Source organism: Caulobacter sp. GW821-FHT09H08 (assembly GCF_059415885.1).
Genome location: NZ_JBWKOC010000002.1, coordinates 193506 through 220129 on the forward strand (window position 1 = coordinate 193506; position 26624 = coordinate 220129).

The 26624-nt window shown below is 67.5% G+C and carries 13 protein-coding genes; 10 read left to right on the top strand and 3 right to left on the bottom strand.

Translation table 11 applies throughout. From position 1 onward, the window contains the following. Positions 1 to 83: 83 nt before the first annotated feature. A complete protein-coding gene (locus tag AC07NN_RS06215) occupies positions 84 to 2468 on the bottom strand; it encodes a TonB-dependent receptor (RefSeq protein WP_494638584.1) in 2385 nt (794 codons plus the stop codon). A gap of 370 nt (positions 2469 to 2838) precedes the next feature. On the opposite strand from AC07NN_RS06215, the gene AC07NN_RS06220 reads away from it, so the two are divergent. The 9 genes from AC07NN_RS06220 to AC07NN_RS06260 all read left to right on the top strand — a co-directional run bounded on the left by AC07NN_RS06220 (position 2839) and on the right by AC07NN_RS06260 (position 17530). After that, positions 2839 to 5877, top strand: a complete 3039-nt coding sequence (locus tag AC07NN_RS06220; protein ID WP_494638587.1) for an amidohydrolase family protein — start codon at positions 2839 to 2841, stop codon at positions 5875 to 5877. 21 nt (positions 5878 to 5898) lie between these two features. After that, positions 5899 to 8895, top strand: coding sequence for an amidohydrolase family protein (locus AC07NN_RS06225; RefSeq protein ID WP_494638589.1), 2997 nt, complete (start codon positions 5899 to 5901; stop codon positions 8893 to 8895). Positions 8896 to 8909: 14 nt separating this feature from the next. Then, positions 8910 to 10550, top strand: coding sequence for an MFS transporter (locus AC07NN_RS06230; protein ID WP_494638591.1), 1641 nt, complete (start codon positions 8910 to 8912; stop codon positions 10548 to 10550). A 40-nt stretch (positions 10551 to 10590) separates the two neighbouring features. Next, on the top strand, positions 10591 to 12510 hold the full coding sequence (locus AC07NN_RS06235) for an outer membrane protein assembly factor BamB family protein (RefSeq protein ID WP_494638593.1): 1920 nt from the start codon (positions 10591 to 10593) through the stop codon (positions 12508 to 12510). Positions 12511 to 12944: 434 nt separating this feature from the next. Continuing rightward, positions 12945 to 14300, top strand: a complete 1356-nt coding sequence (locus tag AC07NN_RS06240) for an MFS transporter (protein ID WP_494638595.1) — start codon at positions 12945 to 12947, stop codon at positions 14298 to 14300. Positions 14301 to 14374: 74 nt separating this feature from the next. After that, positions 14375 to 15343, top strand: a complete 969-nt coding sequence (locus AC07NN_RS06245; protein ID WP_494638596.1) for a LysR family transcriptional regulator — start codon at positions 14375 to 14377, stop codon at positions 15341 to 15343. Positions 15344 to 15457: 114 nt separating this feature from the next. Then, the gene (locus AC07NN_RS06250) at positions 15458 to 16168 is read left to right on the top strand and encodes an SDR family NAD(P)-dependent oxidoreductase (protein ID WP_494638598.1); all 711 of its coding nucleotides are present in this window, start codon (positions 15458 to 15460) and stop codon (positions 16166 to 16168) included. A gap of 17 nt (positions 16169 to 16185) precedes the next feature. Further along, positions 16186 to 16422: a tautomerase family protein gene (locus tag AC07NN_RS06255; RefSeq protein WP_494638600.1), complete on the top strand. Its 237-nt coding sequence runs from the start codon at positions 16186 to 16188 to the stop codon at positions 16420 to 16422. A 61-nt stretch (positions 16423 to 16483) separates the two neighbouring features. Beyond that, positions 16484 to 17530, top strand: a complete 1047-nt coding sequence (locus AC07NN_RS06260) for an NAD(P)H-dependent flavin oxidoreductase (protein ID WP_494638602.1) — start codon at positions 16484 to 16486, stop codon at positions 17528 to 17530. Here the strand turns inward: AC07NN_RS06260 and AC07NN_RS06265 are convergent. Next, positions 17523 to 19535, bottom strand: coding sequence for a response regulator (locus AC07NN_RS06265; protein ID WP_494638604.1), 2013 nt, complete (start codon positions 19533 to 19535; stop codon positions 17523 to 17525). The two genes, AC07NN_RS06260 and AC07NN_RS06265, sit on opposite strands and share 8 nt — an antisense overlap. Before the next feature lie 5 nt (positions 19536 to 19540). Continuing rightward, a complete protein-coding gene (locus tag AC07NN_RS06270) occupies positions 19541 to 25375 on the bottom strand; it encodes a HAMP domain-containing protein (RefSeq protein WP_494638605.1) in 5835 nt (1944 codons plus the stop codon). 208 nt (positions 25376 to 25583) lie between these two features. Here AC07NN_RS06270 and AC07NN_RS06275 point away from each other — a divergent pair, with 208 nt between their 5' ends. Continuing rightward, positions 25584 to 26603 (top strand): DNA topoisomerase IB, encoded by a 1020-nt coding sequence (locus tag AC07NN_RS06275; RefSeq protein ID WP_494640019.1) that lies wholly within the window; start codon positions 25584 to 25586, stop codon positions 26601 to 26603. Positions 26604 to 26624 lie beyond the last annotated feature (21 nt).

The window sequence follows — 26624 nt, forward strand, 5'->3', positions numbered from 1 at the left end:
TCGCGCAGGGACCAAAAAAGAGGCCCGGGATCACGTCATGCGCGGTCCCGGGCCCAGTCAGCTTCCACCTAGGAAAGCGTGGATCAGTAGCGGTAGGCCGCCGTCACCCCGACCGTGCGCGGACGGACCGTGACGCCGCGGTAGTTGAAGGTGGTCAGGCTGTCGCGGTAGCGGCCGTACTCCGGCAGCTCGTTCGTCACGTTGGTGGCGAAGGCCGACAGGTCGAAGCCGTTCAGCTTCACGCCGGCCCGCAGGTCGACGTTGCTGAACGACGGCGCGCGCGGGATGGTCGGATCGGTCGCGCCCGAGGCCAGGTCCAGGGCTTTGTCGTTGTGGCTCTGGTACTGGTAGTCCAGGCGCGCATAGGCGTTCTGGTTCAGCAGGCTGAAGTCGTACTGGGCCGAGAAGGCCAGCGACCACGGGGCGATCGGCAGCGGCTCGCCCTTCGAGCGGACCACGGTCGCCTTGCCCGTCGCCGGGTTCACAGCGCCCAGCGTGTCGGTGGTGTAGCGGGCGTTGGAGTAGCCGACCGACAGGCCCAGGGTCAGGCCATCGGCGACCACGGCGTTGGCCTGCAGGTCGAAGCCCTCGCTGCGCGCCTTGCCGAGGTTGGCCGTCGTCGGGATGTTGCAGTTGGGCAGGGTGAAGCCCGACTGGATCTTGTCCCAGTCGATCCGATAGACGCTGCCGTCCAGGGTGACGCGGCCGCCGGCCATGCGCTTCTTGCCGCCGCCTTCATAGCTCCAGACGGTGTCCGGGGCGATCTGGCGGGTGCCCGAGGCGATGCCCAGGGCCGTCATGTCGGCCGCGCAGCGCACGCCCGGATCCGAAGCGGTGCCGCCTTGGCGATAACCCTTGGCCGCCGAGACGTAGTACATGGTCGCTTCGTCGGCTTGGTAGCTGAGGCCGAACTTCGGCGTCACCGGCTTGTCGGACTGGTTGGTCCGGTCGGTGCGGCCGGTCGTCGACATGACTGGGCCCGCGCTGAAGCCGACGCTGTTGTACTTGTTGTCAGCGACGCGGACGCCGGCCGTGGCTTTCAGCTTGTCGGTGATCTTGAAGTCGACCTGGCCGAACGCCGACAGCTCCTTCTGGGTCAGCGAGCCGTTGCTGTAGAGCACGTACTGGCCGCCATAGAGCGGGATGTTGCCGAAGAAGGGCAGGTCCTCGATCTTGGTCCAGCCGCAGCAGGCCGAGAAGCCGTTGGCGATGATCGCGTTGATCTGCGGGTTCGAGACCAGATAGTATGCGCTCTGATAGGACTTTTGGTAGAACACCCCGACCGACCAGTTCAGGCGAGCGTCCGGGTTGTTGTTCTGCAGGCGGACTTCCTGGGTGAAGACGCGCTGCTTGTCGTTCACGAAGCCCGTCGAGGTGACGAAGCGCAGGTTGGCCGGCGGGGTGATCGTGGTCACGCCGCCCAGCGACACCATGTCCAGGGTCGTGGAGTCGAAGATGTTGTCATTCTTGCGGAAATAGAACGAGGTGTTGGTCAGCAGGCGGGCCGGACCCAGGTCCCAGTCGCCCTTGATCGCGCCCAGGGTGAAGCGGTCGTTGCTGGGCGTGCCGACCGGGTTGCCGTTGCGCAGCTTGTTGTCGTCGAGGTTCGAGAAGGCTTCCCAGAAGGCCGACGAGTCGTTGGTCTTGACCTTCTGCAGGAACAGCGACGGCGTGATCGTCAGGTTCTCGGTCGCGGCCCACTTCAGGGCGAGGCGGGCGGTGTACGAGTCCGACCAGTTGGAGTTCTTGTCCAGGTCCTTGCCGGTGTTCCAGTCGATGCGGTCGACATAGCCGCCGTCGCGGCGGGCCGAGACGCTGGCCCGGAAGCCCAGCTTGCCCTCGACGATGGGGCCGCCCACGGCGACGCCGGTTTCGTAGCTGGGATCACCGCCGTCCGTGAAGGCCATCTCGCTGCGGGCGTAGACCTTGTAGGTGCTCAGGCTGGGATCGGGGGTGATGAAGCGGATCGTGCCGCCTTCCGAGCCGACGCCGAACAGGGTGCCCTGCGGGCCGCGCAGCACTTCGACGCGCTCCAGGTCGAAGATTTTCGGATAGCCGTTGCTGGCCGAATAGGGATTGCCGGGGCGCTGCTGGATCGGGGTGTCGTCGATATAGACACCGACCGTGGCCGTGCCCGCGCCCGACGAGATGCCGCGGATCGAGACCGAGCTCATCGACGAGTTGCCGCGCGCGCCGCGCGAGAAGGTCAGGCCCGGCGTCAGCTTGGCGACGTCTGAGAAGCTGCGGACGCTCTGCTTGTCCAGCTTCTCCTGGGTATAGGCCACCACGCTGATCGGCACCTTGCTGAGCGACTGCTCCTGGCGGGTGGCGGTGACGACGATTTCCTCGATGGCCACGGGCGCGTCGTTGGCGCTCTGGGCCTGCTGGGCGTGGGCCGCGCCGGCCGTGACCAGCGACAGGGCCGACACCGAGGTCAGCAGCAATCCGGCGTTCGGATACTTCATCATTCTTCCCCTCTAAGCGGGCGGGCCAACGTCAAGGTCGGCCTGCTGTCATTGCACCGACGAGAAGCGGTCGCTCCTCTCCGGTGAGGTGGGTACACTGACGCCAAATTAGTTTGGGATCAATCTACATTGCGAGCGTCGATTTCGCATTTTTCGCCGAAACTGCGCATCCGGCGCGCATTCGGCGCCTCGGTTATCGTCCTTGTAATGAACGGGTGTTCACGCTGCATGTGCGAAGAATGGGCCGCTTTCGGCAAGGTGGAGTTGCGCTGGCGATAATCGTTGGACATAATACAAAAATGCGGGACAGCTTACACCGACCGGAGTCGGGGCGCGGCATCAACGCCGCCTGCTGTCTGGGGAGGTGAGCGTGGTGCGTATTGCGACGACTGTGGCCGCTCTGCTGGGCGCTTCCGTGTGCCTGGCTCCGCTCGCGACCGCCGCAGCGCCGAAGCCCTCGCCCGCCAAGCTCGCCGGGGCAAGCTCCAGCGTCCTCAATATCGTGACTCGCGAAGGCACCAACTTCGGCGCCTTCGTCTCGCCGGGCCGCGACCGCATGCTGATCAACCTGCAAGGCGCGCTGTGGGCGCTGCCGATGCAGGGCGGGGAAGCCAAGCGCCTCACCGACGACCTCTGGGAACCGGTCACCGCCGACTGGTCGCCGGACGGCCAGCGGCTGGTGGTCCAGGCCTATGTCGACGGCATGTTCCACCTGTGGACCGTCATGCCGGACGGCACGGGTCGCAAGCAACTGACCAAGGGCGACTTCGACGACCTGGAGCCGCGCTGGTCGCCGGACGGCAAGTCGATCGTCTTCGTGTCGGACCGGGCGGGGAACAAGGACCTCTGGACGCTGGACGTCGCCACGGGCGCGACCAAGCAACTGACCTTCGGCGCCGACGCCACCTCGGGCGCGGACGTCTCGGCCCTGGCCGGCTTCTTCGGCGTCGCCGCCTGGATCACCGATCCGGCCTGGTCGCCGGATGGCGGCAGCATCGCCTTCGTGCGTAACCGTGCGCTGGAGGTGCTGGACCTGAAGATCGGCCAGACGCGCGTACTACGCAAGGGCGGCGGCGGTCCGTCCAGTCCATCATGGGACCCATCGAGTCAGGCCATCGCCTTCCAGGAGGACGGCGGCCTTCATGTCATCGACGCCAAGGGCGGCGAGCCGCGCCGGGTGGGCGACAAGGCCGACGTCTTCCCGTTCCCGGCCACGTGGCTGAGCGCCGACGAACTGCTCTACACCGCCAACGGCCGCATCTGGCGCCAGAAGCTGGATGGAGCGGCCGTCGAGACGCCGTTCCAGGCGACCTTGAAGCTCCAGCGGCCGGTCTATCGTCGCAAGGTCTATGATTTCGACACCGTCGCGCCGCACGCCGCCAAGGGCGTCGTTGGTCCGCGCCTTTCGCCCAATGGCAAGCAGGCGGTCTTCAAGGCGCTGAACGACCTGTGGCTGCTGGACATCGGCGGCAAGGCCAGGCGCCTGACGAGCGACAACTACTATGAGATCGATCCGGCCTGGTCGTCGGACGGCAAGCGCATCGCCTATGCCTCCGACCGCGCCGGGACGCAGGACCTCTATGTCCGCGACGTCGCCGCGGGCGCCGAGACACGGGTGACGACTAGCGACGGCGCCGAGGTCGCACCGGGCTGGTCGCCGGACGGTGGTTCGCTGGTCTTCCAGACCGAGGGCGGCGACCTCAACATCGTCGAGCTGGCGACGGGCAAGGTGCGGAACCTGGCCAAGAAGCTGAACGCCCCCAGCCGCGCCTCATGGTCGCCGGACGGCAAGACGATCCTGGTCGCGGGTCTCGACAACGCCAAGAACCGCATCTTCGCCTTCGACGTCGCGACCGGCGCCAAGACCGTGCACGAGCCAGCGCCCGGCCGCTCGATCGCGGTGCGCGGCGACGATGGCCCGCTGTGGACGGCGGACGGCAAGCAGATCCTCTACAGCATGGCCTCGACCTTGTGGCTGCAGCCGGTCGATGCCGCCGGCAAGCCGACGGGCGCCGCGCGCCAGTTGACGACCGAGGCCAGCGACGCCGGCTCGATCTCGGACAAGGGCGACATCCTCTATCTGCACAACGGCCAACTGCGTCTGCTGAAGGCCGGGGCGGCCAAGCCGATCGATGTCGCCACGGGTCTGACCTGGACGACCGAAAAGCCCGCCCAGCGCCTGGTGATCCAGGCCGGCCGTCTGTGGGACGGCGTCCATGAACAGGCGAGCGAGGGCGTCGACATCCTGGTCGTCGACAACCGCATCCGGGGCGTCGGCAAGCGCGGCGCCTTCGCGGACCAGAAGGCCAAGATCATCGACGCCAGGGGGCTGACGGTGACGCCCGGCCTGTTCGACATGCACAACCACCAGCAGCTGCGCTCCAAATTCCTGGGCGACCGGCAGGGCAGGGCGTGGCTGGCCTATGGCGTGACCTCGACCCGTTCGACCGGCGACCAGGTCTATCGCGCGCTGGAGGACAAGGAGGCGCTGGCGAGCGGCGCCCGCGTCGGCCCGCGCTACTTCATGAGCGGCGAGATGTTCGAGGGCTCCCGCGTCGAGTGGGAGTTCGCCCGACCGGTCGACAGCGACAAGGCGCTGGACCTGGACCTCAGCCGCGCTCGCGATCTCGGCTTCGACGTCATCAAGACCTATGTCCGCTTCCCGTTCGACCGCCAGGCCAAGGTGATCGACCACGCCCATGCCGACATGGGCATTTCGGTCACCTCGCACTACCTCTATCCCGGCGTGGCGCACGGGATCGACGGCGAGGAGCACCTGGGCGGGCCGACCCGCTGGGGCTTCTCCGAGATCTCCTCGCGCGGGGGACTCTATCAGGACGTCTACGAGAGCCTGACCAAGACCCATTTCCAGATCACCACGACCAACTTCTCGTCCGCCGCCGGCCTCGCCGACGAGCCGGAGCTGGCCGACGACAAGCGCCTGGCGGCCCTCTATCCGCCGTGGGAGCTGGCCGACATCAAGGCCAAGCGCCTCTGCGCCCAGGGCAAGGGACCATGCGGGTTCCTGCCGCCCAACGACGCGTGGTCGAAGTCATCCGTCCAGACCATGACCAGGCTGTTGCGCGGCGGGGCCTCGGTGATGATCGGCACGGACGCGCCGCTGGACAGCTATGCGATCAGTCACTTGCTGAACATGCGTTCGATGGCCAAGCACGGCATGACGCCGTTCGAGACCCTGCGCATCGCCACCACTATCCCGGCCAAGGCTCAGGGTGTCGACAAGGACCTCGGCACGGTCGAGACCGGCATGCTGGCGGACCTCGTGTTTGTCGACGGCGATCCGTCGAAGGACATCCGCGATTTCGCCCGCGTGCGGATGGTCATGAAGAACGGCCGCCTTTTCACCATCGACGAGCTGACCGCGCCGTTCGCCGGCAAGCCGGCCCAGTAACGCCACATCGGGGGTATTCCAGTGATCCAAGCGTCCCAAACATCCCGCCGCCGCCTGGCGTTGCTGGCCGCCGCGGCGGGCCTCGCCCTGGCGCCGGTCGCCCACGCCGCGACCAAGGCCGCCACGCCGGCCTCAATCCCGGTGACCGTCAGCGAGGGCACTTCGCTGGCCTTCGCCCTGTCGCCGGACAAGAAGACCATCGTCTTCGACCTGCAGGGCACGCTGTTCGTGATGCCGGCGACCGGCGGCGCGGCCAAGGCGATTAGCGACCCGCTGTACGACGCCCGCCAGCCCACGTGGTCGCCCGACGGCAAGCGCATCGCCTTCCAGTCCAACTATGACGGCCTGTTCCGCGTCTGGACGATCAATGCTGACGGGACGAACCCGCGGCCCCTGACCACCGACGACTTCGAAGGTCGCGAGCCCAGCTGGGCGCCGACCGGCGACCGCATCGCCTTCACCTCCGAGCGCAGCGGCAAGTTCGACATCTGGGAGAAGGACCTCAAGACCGGGAGCCTGACCCGTCGCACGACCGCCGAAGGCGGCAACTCGCGCGCCAGCTATTCGGCGGACGGCCGGCAGATCGCTTACGTCTCGGATCGTCGCGGCGGCACGGGCGTCTATGTCGTCGATGCGCAAGGCCATGAGCGCCAGGCGGGCGCGGCTCAGGTGTTCAGCTTCGGCATGAACGTGCCACTGGGCACGCCGTCGATCAGCCCGAACGGCAAGGACGTCGCCTGGGTGGTGATCGCCGGCGGCAAGTCGCGGCTGATGCTCAACGACAAGGTCCTGACCGACAGCGAGGACGTCCAGCCGTTCCGCGTCCAGTGGCTCAGCGACACCGCCTTCCTCTATTCGGCCGACGGCAAGATCAAGAAGCGCGACCTGGCGACGGGGGCGGTCTCGACTGTCGAGTTCTCGGCGACCTTGCATGTCCGCAAGCCCGCCTATGCCAGGAAGGCCTACGACTTCAATTCGACCGCGCCGCGTCCGGTGAAGGGCGTGCAGCGGGCGGTGATCTCGCCCGACGGCAAGTCCATCGCCTTCACCGCCCTGGGCGAGTTGTGGGTCATGCCGATCGGCGGCAAGGCGCAGAAGCTGACCAGCGGCGGGACCTCGGTGACCGTCGATCCGGCGTGGTCGCCGGACGGCAAGTCGATCGTCTACGCCAACGACCGCGCCGGGACGCTGGACCTGTGGGTTCGCGACCTGGCCTCGGGCCAGGACAAGCGGGTCACCGACGCGCCGGGCGCCGAGATGCGGCCGTCCTGGTCGCGCGACGGCAAGTCCATCGTCTATGTCGACGCCTCGGGCGCCTATGCCGAGGCGGTGAAGGTGCTGGACCTGGCCTCGGGCAAGAGCAAGCCGCTGGAGAGCGCCGAGACCAGCCCCGGCTATCCTGAGTTCACCGCCGACAGCAAGGCGGTGCTGGTCTCGCGCCTGGTCAACGCCTCGGCGACCCAGTCCTACTATGTCGGCGGTGAGAACCAGGTCCGCGTCGCGCCGCTGGACGGCTCGGCGCCGCACGACATCACCGTCGTGGCCGGCCGCTCGATCGGCAACCGCTCGGGTGATGGCCCGGCCCTGTCGCCGGACGGCAAGGCCATCGCCTTCCAGATGGACAGCGCCCTGTGGGTAGCGCCGCTGTCCGAGAAAGGCGCCGGCGCGCCGCGAAAGATCGCCGACGACATCGTCAATGCGCTGAGCTGGACCGCCGATTCCAAGACCCTGCTGGGTCAGGCCGGCGGCCGGATGAAGCTGTATGACGCCGTCACTGGCAAGGCGACCGCCGTGCCGTTCGACCTGACCTGGGCCCAGGCCAAGCCGACCGGAACTGTCACCATCCACGCCGGCAAGGTCGTCACAGGAACCAGCGACAAGCCCCTGATCGACCAAGACATCGTGGTCGAGGGCAACCGCATCGTGGCGATCCGCCCGCATGGCTCGGCAAAGCCTGTGGGGCAGGCGATCGACGCCTCGAGCCTGACCGTCATGCCCGGCCTGATGGACATGCACGAGCACCTGATCAAGGAGTACGGCGCCAGCTTCGGCCGCCTACTGCTGGCCTGGGGCGTCACCACGGTGCGCAGCCCCGGCAACGTGCCCGGCGACATCCTGGAGGAGCGCGAGGCCATCGACGCCGGCCAGCGTCCCGGTCCGCGCATGTTCGTCACCGGCTACCTGATCGACGGCAAGCGCACGGTCTGGGAGATGGGCACGACGGTCGCCACGACCGCCGAGGCCGACCGCCAAGTCGCCCAGGCCGACGCCCTCGGCTACGACATGATCAAGACCTATGTGCACACCAGCGAGCCGATGCGCCGCTACATCACGCAGGCCGCCCACAAGCGCGGCATGTCGGTGTCCTCGCACGAGATCTATCCGGCCTCGACCTATGGCAGCGACAGCGTCGAACACCTGGACGGCAACGGCGCGGCGCGTGGCAACGGCGCCAAGGCGACCCAGCTGAACTTCACCTATGACGACGTCGCCCAGGTGCTGGCCAAGTCGGGCATGACCATCACGCCGACGACCTCGTTGTTCACGCCCTATGACGAACTGATCGCCGACAAGGCGGTGACGGCCACCGATCCGCGCTGGGCGTTGCAGCCGGTCTGGGTGCGTTCGGGGCCGAGCATGAGCTTTGCCGACCCGATCGCCATCGCCAACATCCGCACTTCGATCCTCAAGCTGCACAAGGCCGGCGTGAAGATCGTGGCTGGCACGGACTCGCCGTTCACGCCCATCGGGGTCAACACCCACAACGAGATCGAGCAGGCGGCCAAGGCGGGGCTGACCCCGCTGGAAGCCATCAAGACCGCCACCTCGGTCCCGGCCGAACTGCTGGGCGTCGCCAAGGACCTGGGCACGGTCGAGGTCGGCAAGCTGGCGGATCTGGTCTTCGTGGAAGGCGATCCGCTGACCGATGTCCGCAACGCCCGCAACGTCCGCAAGGTCATGAAGAACGGTCAGTTGCACGAGGTTTCCGACCTCGTCGACTTCCCGGCCAAGCGCTAGGCGGGGGCGGGGACATGGCTGAAGCCAAGAGCAAACAGAACGACGCCCTGGTCGTCGGCGCCTCGTCGGTAGGCACCATCTTCGAGTGGTACGACTTCTACCTCTACGGGGCCCTGGCCTCGGTGATCACCAAGCAGTTCTTCTCGGGCGTCAACGAGACGACCGGCTACATCCTGGCGCTCTTGGCCTTCGCGGCCGGGTTCGCGGTGCGGCCGTTCGGAGCGCTGGTGTTCGGGCGGCTGGGTGATCTGTGGGGGCGCAAGAACACCTTCCTGATCACCATGCTGCTGATGGGCCTGTCGACCTTCGCGGTCGGCCTGCTGCCCAGCTTCAAGACTATCGGCGTCGCCGCGCCGCTGATCCTGGTGGGCCTGCGCCTCGTCCAGGGCCTGGCCCTGGGCGGCGAGTACGGCGGGGCGGCGACCTATGTGGCCGAGCACGCGCCTGACCACCGTCGCGGCTTCTACACCAGCTGGATCCAGACCACGGCGACGGCGGGCCTGTTCTTCAGCCTGATCGTCATCCTGGGCGCGCGCACGGCGCTGGGCGAAGAGACCTTCCAGGCCTGGGGCTGGCGCATCCCGTTCCTGGTCTCGATGCTGTTGCTGCTGGTCTCGCTGTGGATCCGCCTGAAGCTGAACGAGAGCCCGACCTTCCAGAAGATGCAGGCCGAGGGCGCGGGCTCGAAGAAGCCGCTGGCCGACAGCTTCGCCAACTGGGCCAATCTGAAGATCGTCATCCTGGCGCTACTGGGCCTGACCGCCGGCCAGGCGGTGGTCTGGTACACTGGCCAGTTCTACGCGCTGTTCTTCCTGGAGAAGATGCTCAAGGTCGACGGCGCGGTGGCGAACACCCTGACGGCCATCGCCCTGCTGATCGCTACCCCGGCCTTCGTGTTCTTCGGTTGGCTGTCGGACAAGATCGGCCGTAAGCCGATCATCATGGCCGGCTGCATCATCGCGGCCCTGACCTATTTTCCGCTGTTCCACGCCCTGGGTGACGCGGCCAATCCGGCCCTGTCGCGAGCGCAGTCTTCAGCGCCCGTCGTCGTGGTCGCCGACCCCAAGGACTGCTCGTTCCAGTTCGACCCGGTCGGCAAGACGGTCTTTGACCGCTCGTGCGACCTAGCCAAGGCCTATCTGGCCCGGACCGGTACGCCCTACGAGAACGAGGCCGCGCCGGCGGGAACGATCGCCAGCGTCCGCATCGGCGGCCAGACTCTCGACAGCTTCCGGGGTGAGGCCATGGCGCCCGCCGGGTTCGCCAAGGCCAAGAAGGCCTGGGAGGCGGATCTGGGTGAAGCGCTCACCGACGTCGGCTATCCGGCCAAGGCCGATCCGGCGGCGATGAACCGCCCGCTGATCGTTGGCATCCTGGCGCTGCTGGTCGTCTATGTGGCGATGGTCTACGGCCCGATCGCGGCCTTCCTGGTCGAGCTGTTCCCGACGCGGATCCGCTACACCTCGATGTCGCTGCCCTATCACCTGGGCAATGGCTGGCTGGGCGGCTTCCTGCCCACGACCGCCTTCGCCATCGTCGCGACGACCGGCAACATCTATTCCGGCCTCTGGTACCCCGTGGGCATCGCCGCCTTCACGGCCGTGGTCGGACTTGTGTTTCTCAAGGACACCAAGGGCGTGCGCCTCGATGCGTAAGCCCCGTTCCGACACACCCATTTCTTCGGGAGGGAAGACCATGAGGTCACCATCACACTGGCGCGGTGTCGCCCTGGCCCTGCTGGGCGGGGCCGCGGCGCTGAGCCTGGCCGCCTGCAAGCCGGGCGACACGGCCGCGCAATCCGGCGCCGATCCGGCCGCCGGCGCGCCGACCGAGCAGCAGGCCCGCCTCAGCGGCGGCCGTCCGAAGTTCGGCCCGCCGCCCGGCATGATGGAGTTCCAGCAGACCTGCGCGAGCTGCCACACCAAGGAAGGCATGAAGATGGGCTCGCGCGCCGTGCCTAATCTCGCCTCGCTGGGCGCCATGCCGCCGGAGTCGATCCTGCAGGCCATGACCAGCGGCAAGATGCAGAGTCAGGCTTCGGGCCTCTCCGACGCCCAGAAGAAGTCGGTCGCCGAGTTCCTGGCCGGCCGCAAGATCATCGACGTCGAAGGCGCTTCGGTCGCCAAGATGGCGAATAAGTGCGCGACCAATCCGGCGCTGGGCGACATCACCCAGGCCAGTTGGAACGGCTGGGGCGCGGGGACCAACAACGCCCGCTTCCAGACCGCCGCCAATGCCAGCCTTGACGCTGGCAAGGCGCAGAAGCTGAAACTGAAGTGGGCCTTCGGCCTGCCCGGCGGCGGCTCCAGCATCTCGCAACCCACCGTGGCCGGCGGCCGTCTGTTCGTCGGCAGCGACAACACCGCCGTCTACTCGATCGACGCCAAGACCGGCTGCGCCTACTGGTCGTTCTTCGCCGACGCCCCGGGCCGCTTCGCGCCCATCGTCGCGCCGATCAGCGGTCACGGCGCCAGCAGGTACGCGGTGTTCTTCACCACCAGCCGCGGCACGTCCTACGCCGTCGACGCCCAGACCGGCCAGCAGCTGTGGAAGACCGAACTGCCCGGTCCGGCCAATGTCAGCAACACGGCCGCCTACTACAACGGCCGCCTCTACGTGCCGCTGACGGGCTCGGAGACGGTCGCCGGCTCGAACCCGCAATATGAGTGCTGCAAGTCGCGCGGCGCCATCGTCGCGGTCGACGCCAACACCGGCAAGGTCGCCTGGAAGGCCGAGAGCATTCCCGAGCCGCTGAAGAAGCTGGGCAAGAACCCGGCCGGCAAGCAGCTGTGGGGTCCGTCGGGCGCCAGCATCTGGAACACCCCGACCATCGATCCCAAGCGCGGCGTGCTCTATGTCGGCACCGGCAACAGCTTCGGCCCGGTCGCGGCGGACACCTCGGACTCGATTCTCGCGTTCCGTCTGACCGACGGCAAGCTCCTGTGGCACCACCAGGAGATCAAGGGCGACGCCTTCATGCTGGGCTGCGAGGACACCAACAAGCCGGGCGGCAACTGCCCCGAGAAGCTGGGTCCGGACTGGGATTTCGGCGGCTCGTCGGTGATCCTGCAGACCCTGCCGGGCGGGCGTGACATCCTGCTGGCGGCGGGCAAGGCGGGTATCGCCATCGCGCTCGATCCGGACCAGCAGGGCAAGCTCGTCTGGCGCACCCAGCTCTGGGAAAAGACAGCACCGACGGCCGATGGCCTGGTGATCTTCGGCGGCGCCGCTGACGGTCAGCGCGTCTACTATCCGATGCAGCAGGACGGCGGCGGCCTGACCGCCCTCGACATCGCCACGGGCAAGCGCGCCTGGCTCGCCTCGCTGAAGACCGATCCGCGCGGCCAGATCGGTCCGGCCAGCGCCATTCCGGGCCTGGTGTTCACCGGTGGCTGGGACGGCGTGCTGCGGGCGGTCGACGCTAAGGGCAAGGTCGTCTGGTCCTACGCCACGCGGAAGGACTTCACGACGATCAACGGCGTTCAGGCCAAGGGCGGCTCGCTGGGTTCGGCGGGTCCGACGGTGGCCGGCGGCATGGTCTATGTGGCTTCGGGCTATATCGGCATGCAGAACGGCTATCCGGGTAACGTCATCCTGGCCTTCGCGCCGGAATAGGGAAGGGCGGCCGGCGCCTCGAGCGCCGGCCTACCGATGTGGAAAGCGCCTCGCGAGCGATCGCGGGGCGCTTTTTCTTGGGATGGGAGATGGGCCGAAAGGCCGCGTTCGCCCGAAGCGGGGAACGCGGCAAGGTCGGGAGGGTGACGCCCCGGGATAGGATGTCGCGCCACAAGGTTTGATATAAAACTATATTGTCTTTGGGGCAAGGCATCACGCGACCGCGCATGGAGCGCCGTGGAGGTCAGGTGGTCGCGAAAATTGGGAATGGGCGCCGTGTGGGTTGGGCGGAGGTTGAATTTCAAAAATAGTATTGTGACAAACTAATTCTTGAAACCGCCTCGAACCCCGCTCATGGTGGGCGCAAGAGATAGCGGGGGAATCTGACGGGATGTCCAGAGCGGACAACCGATCGGAGCCTCGGGGAGGCAGTGATGAGTGAAGCGGCGAAATCCGAGGTCGTCGATGTCGGCGCCGTCATCGACGGCGGCCGCTGGTCGACCTATCAGAAGGTGGTCATGGGCCTGGTGGCCTCGACCATCGTGCTGGACGGTTTCGACAACCAGGTCCTGGGCTTCGCCATCCCCGCCATCATCAAGGAGTGGGGCGTCACGCGCGGCGACTTCACGCCGATCGTCGCCTGCGGCCTGGTCGGCATGGGCCTGGGCACGGCGTTCGCAGGGGTGATCGGCGACCGGATTGGCCGACGGCCGACCCTGCTGGCCAGCGTGCTGCTGTTCGCCCTGGCCACGCTGGGCATCGCCTTCGCCCATGACCTGACCCTGCTGGCGGGTTTGCGTTTCCTGGCCGGCTTCGGCGTCGGTGGGGCTCTGCCCAACGCCGCGGCCATGACCGCTGAGTTCACCCCGGCCCGCAATCGAGCGGTCGCCGTCACCTCGACTATCGTCTGCGTCCCGCTGGGCGGCATTTTCGGCGGCCTGCTGGCGGCTAAGCTGCTGCCGACCCTGGGCTGGCGATCACTGTTCATCGTCGGCGGCATCGCGCCGCTGGTGCTGCTGGCCGTGCTGCTGTTCCTGCTGCCGGAGTCGCCGCGCTTCCTGGCCCGTCACGCCAAGCGCGCGGGCGAGTTGGCCAAGCTCCTGGGCCGCTGCGGCCACCCGACCCCGGCCGACGCCCGCTTCGTCGACCTGGCCGAGCAGAAGGCCGAAGAGGGCAAGGGCGGCGTCGCCACCCTGTTCAACGGCTTCTATCGCCGCGACACCATCGCGTTGTGGGTGGCGTTCTTCTTCACCCAGATGGCCGTCTACACGGTGTTCAGCTGGATCCCGACCATGCTGTCTGGGCAGGGCTTGAGCCTCTCCGTCGCCAGCACCGGCCTGACCGCCTACAATTTCGGGGGCGTGATCGGCGCGCTGTCGGGCGCGGCCCTGATCAGCGTCTACGGCTCACGCAAGGCCATGCTGCCGCTCGCCCTGGGCGGCGCGGTAACGGCTGTGGCCTTGATCTTCACGCCGATCACGGTCGCCGGCCCGCACCTGGAGCTGGTCAGCCTGCTCACCGCGCACGGCTTCTTCGTCAACGCCGTCCAGACGACGATGTATGCCCTGGCGGCTCACGTCTATCTGACCAATGTCCGCACCACCGGCTCGGGCGCGGCCCTCGGCGTCGGGCGCCTGGGCGCGATCCTGTCGTCCTTCGTCGGGGCGGCGGTGCTGAGCATGGGTCCGGCGGCCTACTACCAGATGCTGGTGGTGGCGATGCTGGGCAGCTTCCTGGGCCTGGCAGTGGTGCGCCGGCATATCCCCAAGAGCGAACGCACGCCGCGCTGACGCCTGGCTTGGATTGTTCCTAGCGGCGGCCATATGTTGGCTCTCAGGCTGCAATCCTTGCGCGGAGCGAACGAATGGACCGGATCGAGGCGATGCGCGTGTTCGTCACCGCGCTGGACGAGGGAAGCCTGGCCGGGGCAGGGCGGAAGCTGAGACGCTCGCCCGCCGCTGTCAGCCGGGCCATCGCTTTCCTCGAAGGACACGTGGGCGCGGAGCTGTTGCACCGGACCACGCGCTCCATCCGGCTGAGCGAGGCGGGTGAACGATACGCCGCCGCCTGCCGCCGCATCCTGGTCGATCTGGAGGAGGCCGACCTCGTGGTGCTGGGCGAGCGCTCGGCCCCGCGCGGAACGCTGACGATCACGGCGCCGCCGATCAGCGGCGAGGAGGTGCTGCACCCGATCATCGACGCCTTCCTGGAAGCCTATCCGGCGGTGACGGTGAACCTGCTGCTGCTGGACCGGCACACCAACCTCGTCGACGAGGGCATCGACGTCGCCCTGCGGGTCGGGCAGTTGCCGGACTCGTCAATGGTCGCCGTACGGGTCGGCGGCGATGTCCGGCGCGTGGTGGTGGCCTCGCCGCGCTACCTGGACCAGCACCCGCGTATCGAAGAGCCGGCCGACCTGGCCAAGCACCAGATCGTCACCACCACCCACTTCGGTCACGACACCTGGGTCTTTCCGCCCGCGCCGGGCGGGGCCGTGGCGAGGTCGGTGCACTTCAAGCCGCGATTGGTGGTCAACAGCGTCCGCGCGGCCCTGGCGTCCGCCGTCGATGGGCGAGGGGTGACGCGGCTCTACACCTATCACGTGGCCGAGCGGGTGATGGACGGCTCGCTGCGCGTGCTGCTGCGCGACGCCGAGCCGCCGCCGTTGCCGGTGCACCTGATCACGCCCGCCGGTCGGACCTCGACCCCGAAGGTCCGCGCCTTCCTAGACTTCGCAGCGCCCCGGCTACGGGCGGTGTTTGCACGGCTGTCGTCCGACGCCGAGGCGCTGACCTCACCCCTGAACCCATTCCGCCGATCAGCGGAAGAGTGACTGCCTTCTGACGAATATTCAGCTGAACAGCGCAAGAGCCGACATTGACGTTCAACGGTCCTGAGGGACCTCCGGCCGCGCTCCTCGCGACTGGAAACGTTAATGAGGCAAGTCATGAGCAACGAACGAAAGGTCGCCATCGTCACCGGCGCGTCGCAAGGCATCGGCGCCGAACTGGTGAAGGCCTACCGCGACCGTAACTACCGCGTGGTGGCGACGTCGCGGTCGATCAAGCAGGGCTCCGATCCCGACATCCTGGCCGTTGCCGGCGACATCGGCGATCCAGCCACCGCTGAGCGCGTTGTCGCCGAGGCCCTGGCCCGGTTCGGCCGCGTCGACACCCTGGTCAACAACGCCGGGATCTTCATCGCCAGCCCGTTCACGGCCTACAGCGCCGAGGACTTCGCGACTAAGGTCTCGACCAACTTGGCCGGCTTCTTCCACATTACCCAACGCGCGGCCGCCGAGATGCTGAAGCAGGGCTCGGGCCACATCGTCAGTATCACCACGACCCTGACCGACCACGCCCTGGCCGATGTCCCGTCGGCCCTGGCCAGCCTGACCAAGGGCGGTATCAACTCGGCCACCAAGGCTCTGGCGATCGAGTTCGCCAACAAGGGCGTGCGGGTCAATGCCGTCTCGCCCGGGGTGATCAAGACGCCGATGCACGCTCCGGAAACCCACGCCTTCCTGGCCGGCCTGCACCCGGTGGGCCGTCTGGGCGAGATCCGCGATGTCGTTGACGCCGTGCTCTACCTGGAAGGCGCGGGCTTCGTGACCGGCGAGATCCTGCATGTCGACGGCGGCCAGAGCGCCGGCCACTAACCGAGAGGAGAACCGCTATGCCGATGGTCAACATCCAGGTCACGCGCGAAGGTTCGGCTCCGGGCCGTAGCGCCGTCACGGCCGAAGAGAAGGCCAGGCTGATCGCCGGGGTCAGCCAGCTGTTGCTCGACGTACTGGGCAAGCCGCTCGACTCTACCTTCGTGGTCATCCAGGAGGTGGAGCTGGAGAACTGGGGCTGGGGCGGCATGCCCGTGCCCGAGTACCGCAGGCGCGTCGCCGCCGGCGAACTGTGATCGTCTCGGAGGTCGTCGACACGTTCGGCGGCCGCCGGTTCGCGAAGTAGGGAGACACGTCATGACGTCCCGCAACCGACTGCTCGACCTGCTGGGCGTCGAGCTTCCGATTATCCAGGCCCCCATGGCGGGCTCGACCTCGCCGGAGATGGTGATCGCTGTCGCCAACGCCGGCGGCCTGGGCTCGCTGCCCAGCGCGCTCTATTCCGAGGAACAGCTGCGCACCGCGCTGGACACGGTCCGCGCCGGCACGAGCAAGCCGATCAACCTGAACTTCTTCAGCCACGAGAACCCGCCCGAGGACGAGGTCGCGCAGGCCGCCTGGCGGGCGCGGTTGCGGGGCTACTACCTCGAGCTCGGTCTCGATCCCGATCAGCCGATCCCCGCGGCCGGCCGTGCGCCGTTCAACGACGCCCTGGCGCGGGTGGTCGAGGACTATCGCCCCGAGATCGTCAGCTTCCACTTCGGCCTGCCGGCGCCCGACCTCGTGGAGCGGGTGAAGCGCACGGGCGCGAAGGTGCTGTCCTCGGCGACGACCGCAGCCGAGGCGGCGTGGCTGGAGGCGCGAGGCGTCGACGCCGTGATCGCCATGGGCGTCGAGGCCGGCGGTCACCGAGGCAACTTCCTTACGCACGACATGAGCACCCAGGTCGGGACCTTCTCGCTGGTTCCTCGGATCGTCGACGCGATCTCGGTCCCCGTGATCGCCGCCGGCGGCGTCGCCGACCGTCGTGGCGTCGAGGCCGCCTTCGCCCTGGGCGCCGAGGCGGTTCAGGTCGGCACCGCCTATCTGCTGACGCCGGAAGCGGCGATCTCGGACGTCTATCGAGAAGCCCTGGTCTCGGCCGACGAGGCGACGGCTATCACCAATCTCTTCACGGGCCGTCCGGCGCGCGGGATCGTCAACCGGCTAATCGCCGAGGTCGGGCCGTTGTCGGATGTCGCGCCGCCATTCCCGGCCGCCGGCGCTGCCATCGCGCCGCTGCGGAAGGCGGCGGAGGCGGCCGGGCGCGGCGACTTCAGCCCGCTGTGGGCGGGGCAGGGGTTCCGGCTGGCCAAGCCGATGTCGTCGGCCGACCTGACCCGGAGCCTCGCGGGCCTCAGCTGACGGCGCTGACCTCCGTATCCAGAACCGACCGCACCTTCGCCGCCAGGGACGGAGGGTCATAGGGCTTGTCGATCATGGGGTACTCGTCGGCCCAATCGATCGCTTCGGCGCCGATGAAGCCGGAGGTCAGCAGGACCTTGAGGTCCGGATTGCGGCTTCGCGCGCGGCGGGCCAGATCCAGGCCGCTGACGCCGCCGGGCATGACCACGTCCGAGAACAGAAGCTCGAAACTCTGGGATCCCTTGAGACGGCGTAGGGCGCTGGCGGCGTTGCGAGCGGTCGTGACGTTGTAGCCCAGCGATTCCAGCGTATCGACCGCCAGGGCCAACAGGGACGGATCGTCCTCGACCACCAGGATGCGCTCCGAGCCCGTGGCGTCTTCCGAGCGTGTCGTCGGGGCGCGTGTCGGCGTCGTCGGCGCGCCGATCATGGGCAGGGAAATCTCGAAGGCGGCGCCTTCGCCTGGAGCGGTGTTCACCGTCACCTGGCCGCCGGACTGGCTCACGAAGCCATAGACCTGCGACAGGCCGAGACCCGAGCCCTTGCCGACGTCCTTGGTGGTGAAGAAGGGCTCGAAGATCCGCGAGGCGACCTCGGGGGCCATGCCCGGACCGGTGTCTCGGACGATCAGGCCATTTCCCGACCCCGCACCCGTCCGGACGGTGATCGTCAGGCCGCCGGCCCCGTCCATGGCGTCGCGCGCATTGACCGCCAGGTTCAGCAGGGCGCTTTCCATCTGCGCCGGGTCGACGTGCACGAAGGCCGGCGACATCGCCGGCTGGAACTGGACCGATACGGCCTCTCCGACGGCTTGCTTGAGCAGCGGCAGGAACTCCTGAACCAGCTCGTTGAGATCGACCGCCGCCGGATCGAGGCGCTGACGGCGCGAGAACGCGAGGAGCTGGCGGGTGAGGGCCGCGCCGCGCTCGGTCGCCTGGCGTACGGCGGCGACTTGCCGGGCGTAAGCGAAGTCCTCGCCGGCGCGCCGCTGGACCATGTCGATATTGCCCAGGATCACGGTCAGCAGGTTGTTGAAGTCGTGGGCGACGCCGCCGGTCAACTGGCCGACGGCCTCCATCTTGCGGGCGTGACCCAGGGCTTCCTCGAGGGTTCGCCGTTCGGTGTTGTCGAGCAGGGTGCCGAAGACGACGGCTTCTCCGGTGTCCTGATCCTCGGCCAGGATGCCCTGGTCGATCAGGGACTTGTAGGTCCCGTCGGCGCACAGCCAGCGATACTCGCAGCTATACCCGCCGCTGCGGCGGGCCTCTTCCTGGGCGCGCTGGACGATGGGTTGATCGTCAGGATGGACGCGCCCGTAGCCGAAGTTCGGATTGCCCGTGAGGTCCTCGGCGTCAAACCCGGTCAGGCCCTTGATGCTGTCGCTGACCGACAGGGCGGCGTAGGGCGGGTCGGCCTGGCGGGAGTAGAAGACGATCGGCAAGGCGCGCTGGATCGCCTGCTGGCGGCGCAGGCTGACCTGCAGCGAGCGCTCAGCCTCCAGCTTCTCGGCGTGGACGCGGGCGTTCTCCTCCATCAGGCGCTGGCGATTCTCCAGTTCCTGGGCCAGCTCGACGCGCTTGAGGTGCAGGTCGACCAGCACCTGGACCTTGGAGCGCAGGATGAATGGATCGACCGGCTTGAACACCACGTCGACGGCGCCGGCCGAATAGGCCTTGAAGATATGACCCTCGTCGCGGAACACCGCCGTCAGGAAGACGATCGGCACGTCGCGTGTCCGGCGGCGCTCGCGGATTAGGGCGGCGGTCTCGTAGCCGTCCATGCCGGGCATGTGCAGGTCCAGCAGGATGACCGCGAAGTCGTCGGTCAGCAGCTTGCGCAGCGCCTCGGGACCGGAGCGAGCGGTGACCAGTTCTTGTCCGAGGGACTCCAGCGCCTGGGTGGCGGCGAAGGCGTTGCGCTCATCGTCGTCGACGATCAGGACCTTGGCCCGAGGTCGGTCGATCGGGATGGGTTCGGGCGGGAACTGGACCGCGGGCGTGGACATGATGTTCACTGGGCGACGCTGCTCAGGGCTACGATGTTGTCGCCGGCTAGCTTGCGGGCGTCGGCGCGTTGCACCGAGACCCGCAGCACCGAGATCAGTTGGTCGAGGTCGACGGGCTTGGACACGTAGTCCGAGGCGCCGGCCTGGATGCACTTCTGCCGGTCGCCCTTCATGGCCTTGGCCGTGACCGCCACCACCGGAAGGTCGGCGAAGCGGGCGCGGGAGCGGATCTCACGCATCGTCTCGTAACCATCCATGTCGGGCATCATGATGTCGACCAGGACCATGTCGACCGACGGCAGGCTATCCAGCAGCTCCAGCCCCGCGCGGCCGCTTTCGGCGTAGCGCAGCTCGATGCCGTACTCCTCCAGGGCGCTGGCCAGGGAGAAGATGTTGCGGATGTCGTCGTCGATAACCACGGCGGTGCGGCCGGTCAGGACCGTGTCGGCGTGCTTCGTCCGGGTCAGCATGGCCCGCGCCGTGTCGGGCAGACGCTCGACCGGGGCATGCTGGATCAGGGCGACGTGGTCGATCAGCTGCTCTGGCGTGCGGGCCAGGCGGGCGGCACCGGTGAAGACGGCCAGGCGCAGGCGGCGCTCGTCCTCGGCTTCCAGCTCGCCTGGCGCGTAGAGCACCGTCGAACCGGACACCGCGCCGCGCTGCTTGAGCACGTCCAGCGTCGGGCCCGCCGACCCGCCGCCGGTCGCCACCACCAGGCACCCCGTCTCGCCGGTGAAGGCTTCGGGGGGGAGGGCGGTGAGGTTCTTTTCGACCCGCGCGCCGCCGAACATCGACGTCAGCAGTTCCGCCGTCTCGCGGTCACCGCCGACCAGGATCGGCGTGCGTTCGGCTTGCTCGGCCAGACGACGGACGCGGTCGAAGGTCGAGACCACGGCTTCCTGCTCGACGGGCTTGCTGGTGAAGCCCAGGGCGCCCATCGACAGTGACAGGCCGCCCCGGTCGTCGGCCGAGATCACCTGGACGGGGATGTGCCGCGTCTCGGGTGTACGCTTCAGGAGGTCCAGCAGGGCCAGGCCGTCCATGTCGGGCAAGCCGACGTCCAGCAGGATGGCCTCGGGCGCGAAGCGACGGGCCAGGGCCGGAACGCTGGAGCCTTCGGCGGTCAGTACGCCCTTGAAGCCGCTGTCGCGCGCCAGGGCCAGCAGGATCGAGGCGAAGCGCGGGTCGTCCTCGACGATCAGCACGGTGGAGTCGTCGGGGCGGATGGAGTCCCGGTCATCGGCGACGGTCTCGATGCGCTCGTACGACGGCGCGTCGGCCGTGGAGAAGGTGAAGGTCGGCGACGGCGCGCTGGGCGCGCGAGGCGCCGACATGGCGGCCGGCTGGGCGGCGGGGCTGAAGTTCAGCGGCAGGTAGAGGGTGAAGGTGCTGCCGACGCCGGGCGTCGAAACGACCTTCAGCTCCCCGCCCAGCAGGCGGGTGATCTCGCGGCTGATCGAGAGGCCCAGGCCCGTGCCGCCATACTTGCGGCTGGTCGTGCCGTCGGCCTGCTGGAAGGCCTCGAAGATGATGCGTTGCTTGTCTTCCGGGATGCCGATGCCGGAGTCTGCGACCTCGAAGGCCAGGACTTGGCCGGCCTTGTTCAGGTGGTCGTTGCCCATCGCCCAACCGGACTCGGCGCGGCGCACGGAGAGCTTCACCGAGCCGACCTGGGTGAACTTGAAGGCGTTCGACAGCAGGTTCTTGATCACCTGCTGCAGGCGCTTGTCGTCGGTGTACATCGCGGCCGGAAGGGCCGGATCGAGGTCGATGCCGAAGTCCAGCTTCTTGTCCTGGGCCAGCTGGGCGAAGGTGCGCTGGGTCTGGTCGCGCAGGGACTCGAACGGCATCTGGCCGATGTCGAGGGTGACCGTGCCGCTTTCGATCTTCGACAGGTCGAGGATGTCGTTGATCAGGCCCAGCAGGTCGGCGCCGGCCGAGTGGATGTTCTTGGAGAACTCGACCTGCTTGTCGCTCAGATTGCCCTGGGCGTTCTCGCTGAGCATCTTCGAGAGGATCAGCAGCGAGTTCAGCGGCGTGCGCAACTCGTGGCTCATATTGGCCAGGAACTCCGACTTGTACTTCGAGGTCAGGGCCAGCTGCTCGGCCTTTTCCTCGAGCGCCGCCTTGGCCTGCTCGACCTCGGCGTTCTTGGCTTCCACCTGCTTGTTCTGGGCGGAGAGGAGGACGGCCTTGTCTTCCAGCTCGGCGTTGGTGGTCTGCAACTCGTCCTGCTTGGAGCGCAGCAGCTCTTCCGATTGACGCAAGCTGGCGGCCTGCAGTTCCAGACGGTCGTTGGTCTTCTTCAGCTCTTCTTGCTGGGCCTGGAGTTCGGCGGTCAGCAGTTGCGACTGCTCCAGCAGACCCTCGGTCCGCATGTTGGCGCCGATGGTCGAGAGCACGATGCCGATGGATTCCATCAGCTGGTCGAGGAACGCCTGCTGGGTCTCGTTGAACTCGCCGAAGCTGGCCAGCTCGATCACCGCCTTCAGCTCGCCTTCGAACAGGGCGGGCAGGACGATGATGCTGCGCGGAGCGCTTTCACCCAGGCCCGAGCTGACCTTGACGTAGTCCTTGGGGACGTTGGTCAGCAGGATGCGTTCCTTCTCGGCCGCGCATTGCCCGATCAGGCCTTCGCGTGGACGCAGCTGGGCGGCCGGCGGCTTGCGGCGATTGCCGGCGTAGCTGGCCGCCAGGGTCAGGATCGGCTGGCCGTTCTCGTCGTTGTCCGAGACGTAGAACACCCCGTGCTGGGCGTTGATCAGCGGGGCCAGCTCGGACAAGACGAGGTTCGACACGGTCGACAGGTCGCGCTCGCCCTGCAGCATGCGGCTGAACCGGGCCAGGTTGGTCTTCAGCCAGTCCTGCTCGGTGTTCTTGAGGGTCTGATCCTTCAGATTGCGGATCATCTCGTTGATGTTGTCCTTCAGCGCCGCGACCTCGCCCGAGGCCTCGACGGTGATGGAGCGGGTCAGGTCGCCCTTGGTCACGGCCGTCGACACCTCGGCGATGGCGCGGACCTGGGTGGTCAGGTTGGCGGCCAACTCGTTGACGTTGTCGGTCAGGTCGCGCCAAAGGCCGGCGGCGCCGGGCACCCGGGCCTGGCCGCCCAGCTTGCCTTCCGAACCCACTTCGCGGGCCACATTGGTCACCTGGTCGGCGAAGGTGGCCAGGGTCTCGATCATGCCGTTGATGGTGTCGGCCAGCGAGGCGATCTCGCCCTTGGCGTCCAGGGTCAGCTTGCGCTTGAGGTTGCCCTGGGCCACGGCGGTGACGACGTCGGCGATGTTCCGCACCTGGCCGGTCAGGTTGGCGGCCATCATGTTGACGTTGTCGGTGAGGTCCTTCCACGTGCCGGCTACGCCGGGCACCTGGGCCTGGCCGCCGAGCTTGCCCTCGGTGCCGACTTCACGGGCCACGCGGGTCACTTCGGAGGCGAAGCCGTTCAGCTGATCGACCATGACGTTGATGGTCGACTTCAGTTCGAGGATCTCGCCCTTCACGTCGACGGTGATCTTCTTGGAGAGGTCGCCCTTGGCGACGGCGGTCGTCACATCGGCGATGTTGCGGACCTGGCCGGTCAGGTTGGCGGCCATGAAGTTGACGTTGTCGGTCAGGTCCTTCCAGGTCCCGGCGACACCCTTCACCTGGGCCTGACCGCCGAGCTTGCCTTCGGTCCCGACTTCCCGCGCCACGCGGGTCACTTCCGAGGAGAACGAGTTCAGCTGGTCCACCATGACGTTGATGGTGTTCTTCAGCTCCAGGATCTCGCCCTTCACGTCGACGGTAATCTTCTTGGACAGATCGCCCATGGCGACGGCGGTGGTGACCTCGGCGATGTTGCGGACCTGGCCGGTCAGATTGCCGGCCATGAGATTGACGTTGTCGGTCAGCTCCTTCCACGTCCCGGCGACGCCCTTCACCTGGGCCTGACCGCCGAGCTTGCCTTCCGTGCCGACTTCCCGCGCCACGCGGGTCACTTCCGAGGCGAAGGCGTTCAGCTGATCGACCATCGTGTTGATGGTGTTCTTCAGCTCCAGGATCTCGCCCTTCACGTCGACGGTGATCTTCTTGGAGAGGTCGCCATTAGCCACGGCGGTGGTGACGTCGGCGATGTTGCGGACCTGACCGGTCAGGTTGGCGGCCATGAAGTTGACGTTGTCGGTGAGGTCCTTCCAGGCGCCGGTGACGCCCTTCACCTGGGCCTGGCCGCCTAGCTTGCCTTCCGTACCCACTTCGCGCGCCACGCGGGTCACTTCCGAGGAGAACGAGTTCAGCTGGTCCACCATGACGTTGATGGTGTTCTTCAGCTCCAGGATCTCACCCTTCACATCGACGGTGATCTTCTTGGACAAGTCGCCCATGGCGACGGCGGTGGTCACCTCGGCGATGTTACGGACCTGGCCGGTCAGGTTGCCGGCCATGAGGTTCACGTTGTCGGTCAGCTCCTTCCAGGTGCCGCCGACCCCGGTGACGTTGGCCTGGCCGCCGAGCTTTCCTTCGGTGCCGACTTCCCGCGCCACGCGGGTCACTTCCGAGGCGAAGGCGTTCAACTGATCGACCATGACGTTGATGGTCGACTTCAGCTCCAGGATCTCGCCCTTCACGTCGACGGTGATCTTCTTGGAGAGATCGCCGTTGGCGACGGCGGTGGTCACTTCGGCGATGTTCCGCACCTGACCCGTCAGGTTGGCGGCCATGAAGTTGACGTTGTCGGTGAGGTCCTTCCACGTGCCGGCCACGCCTTCCACGCGGGCCTGGCCGCCCAGCTTGCCTTCGGTGCCGACCTCGCGGGCCACGCGGGTCACTTCCGAGGCGAAGGCGTTGAGCTGGTCCACCATGACGTTGATGGTGTCCTTCAGCTCCAGGATTTCGCCGCGCACGTCGACGGTGATCTTCTTGGAAAGGTCACCGCGCGCCACGGCGGTGGTGACCTCGGCGATGTTGCGGACCTGGCCAGTCAGGTTGCCGGCCATCAGGTTGACGTTGTCGGTCAGCTCCTTCCAGGCGCCGGTGACGCCCTTCACCTGGGCCTGGCCGCCGAGCTTGCCCTCCGTACCCACTTCACGGGCCACGCGGGTCACTTCCGAGGCGAAGCTGTTGAGCTGATCCACCATGACGTTGATGGTGTTCTTCAGCTCCAGGATCTCGCCCTTCACGTCGACGGTGATCTTGCGCGACAGGTCGCCGTTGGCCACGGCGGTGGTCACCTCGGCGATGTTCCGCACCTGGCCGGTCAGGTTGGCGGCCATCAGGTTGACGTTGTCGGTGAGATCCTTCCAGGCGCCGGTGACGCCCTTCACCTGGGCCTGGCCACCGAGCTTGCCTTCGGTGCCGACTTCGCGCGCCACGCGGGTCACTTCCGAGGCGAAGGAGCCGAGCTGGCCCACCATGGTGTTGACGACCTTGCCGATGCGCAGGAACTCGCCGCGCAGGGGGCGGTCCTCGTTCTCGAGGTCCATGGTCTGGGAGAGGTCGCCGTTGGCGACGGCGCCGATCACGCGGGCCATTTCGGCGGTCGGGTGGACCATGTCGGTGATCAGGCTGTTGACAGCCTCGACGCTGTCGGCCCACGAGCCCACAGCCCCCGGGAGCTGAGCCCGCTGGGTGATCTTGCCCTGGCGGCCGACGACGTCGCGCAGGCGTTCGAATTCCTTGGAGATGCGGTCGTTGAACTCGACCGCGTCGTTGAACGCCTCGGCCAGTTCGCCGTCCAGACCGCTGAGGTCCGTGGGCAGGCGCACCGAGAAATCGCCTCGCCGGAACGCGCGTAGAGCCCCGAGGAGCTGGTGACCATCGAGGCCGCGACCAGTGGCCGCGCGTTCCAGAACTTCTTGCATGCGAGCTCCCCACGCTTCGCGCATTTCAGTGCGGTCTGGAGGGATCGCTTTCGCGCCTGCGAAGCTTTGCCGTGAGCAGTCGGCGCAGCCTCTCCCCAAACCAAGTTTTCAACGCCGGGGTTGGCCGAGAGTTCCGTGGCTCATCGCAGCAACTTTTAGTGGGGCCCGCCGTTCCGCGTTCCCAGTGACGAGGATGGGGATGAAGCCGATGCCGCGGGACATGGCCGACGCCGCGCCGGGCCTGACCTATGTGAACGACGACGACCCCGGGATCCGGCGTTCGCTCGGCCCGAACGGGTTCGCCTTCTACGATCCGAACGGAAAGCGGATCGGGGAGGGCGGCGAGCTGGATCGGATCCATGCCCTGGCCATTCCGCCGGCCTGGACGGACGTCTGGATCTGCCCCTCGGCACGCGGGCACATCCAGGCGACCGGTCGCGACCAGAAGGGGCGCAAGCAGTATCGCTATCACGACGGCTGGCGGCGGGACCGTGACGGCCTGAAGTTCGAGCGCATGATCGCCTTCGGCCGTGCGCTGCCAAGATTGCGAACGCGGATCGAGAAGGACCTGTCCCGTCGAGGCCTGTCACGCGACAAGGTCATCGCGGCGGTGGTGCGCCTGATGGAGCTGACCCTGATCCGGGTCGGCAACGAGGAGTACGCCAAGGAGAACAAGAGCTTCGGCCTGACGACCCTGCGCGATCGCCATGCCAGGCTGTCGGGCGTGGGCGGGACGTTCCAGTTCAAGGGCAAGAGCGGCAAGGTCCACACGACCGGCTTTCGCGATCGGCGGCTGGCCCGCATCGTCAAGGCCTGCCAGGATGTGCCAGGCCAGCGATTGTTCCAGTATCTCGATGAAGACGGCCAGCGACGCTCGGTCGAGAGCGCCGACGTCAACGCCTACATCCGCGAGACGATCGGCGAGGATTTCTCGGCCAAGGATTTCCGGACCTGGGCCGGCACCCTGGCGGCGGCGCGCGCTCTCTGCCTGACCCCCAAGGCGACCGGCGCCACCGAGGCCAAGCGCAACGTCAACACGTGCGTGAAGGCGGTCGCGGGACTGCTCGGCAACACGGCCGCCGTCTGCCGGGGCTCGTACATCCATCCCCTGGTGCTGGAGGCCTATCAGCAGGGCGTGCTGCCACTGAAGCCCGGACGTTCGGAGCGCGCCTTCGAGCTGGCGGTGATGCGCTTTCTGGAGGCGGCCAAGGCCTCGTGCGCGGCCTGACGGTCCATCGGGCGGAACACA

Coding starts and splice junctions, on each gene's coding strand:
- AC07NN_RS06215 (WP_494638584.1), bottom strand. CDS start 2,468: ATGATGAAGTATCCGAACGCCGGATTGCTGCTGACCTCGGTGTCGGCC.
- AC07NN_RS06230 (WP_494638591.1), top strand. CDS start 8,910: ATGGCTGAAGCCAAGAGCAAACAGAACGACGCCCTGGTCGTCGGCGCC.
- AC07NN_RS06235 (WP_494638593.1), top strand. CDS start 10,591: ATGAGGTCACCATCACACTGGCGCGGTGTCGCCCTGGCCCTGCTGGGC.
- AC07NN_RS06240 (WP_494638595.1), top strand. CDS start 12,945: ATGAGTGAAGCGGCGAAATCCGAGGTCGTCGATGTCGGCGCCGTCATC.
- AC07NN_RS06245 (WP_494638596.1), top strand. CDS start 14,375: ATGGACCGGATCGAGGCGATGCGCGTGTTCGTCACCGCGCTGGACGAG.
- AC07NN_RS06250 (WP_494638598.1), top strand. CDS start 15,458: ATGAGCAACGAACGAAAGGTCGCCATCGTCACCGGCGCGTCGCAAGGC.
- AC07NN_RS06255 (WP_494638600.1), top strand. CDS start 16,186: ATGCCGATGGTCAACATCCAGGTCACGCGCGAAGGTTCGGCTCCGGGC.
- AC07NN_RS06260 (WP_494638602.1), top strand. CDS start 16,484: ATGACGTCCCGCAACCGACTGCTCGACCTGCTGGGCGTCGAGCTTCCG.
- AC07NN_RS06265 (WP_494638604.1), bottom strand. CDS start 19,535: ATGTCCACGCCCGCGGTCCAGTTCCCGCCCGAACCCATCCCGATCGAC.
- AC07NN_RS06270 (WP_494638605.1), bottom strand. CDS start 25,375: ATGCAAGAAGTTCTGGAACGCGCGGCCACTGGTCGCGGCCTCGATGGT.
- AC07NN_RS06275 (WP_494640019.1), top strand. CDS start 25,584: ATGCCGCGGGACATGGCCGACGCCGCGCCGGGCCTGACCTATGTGAAC.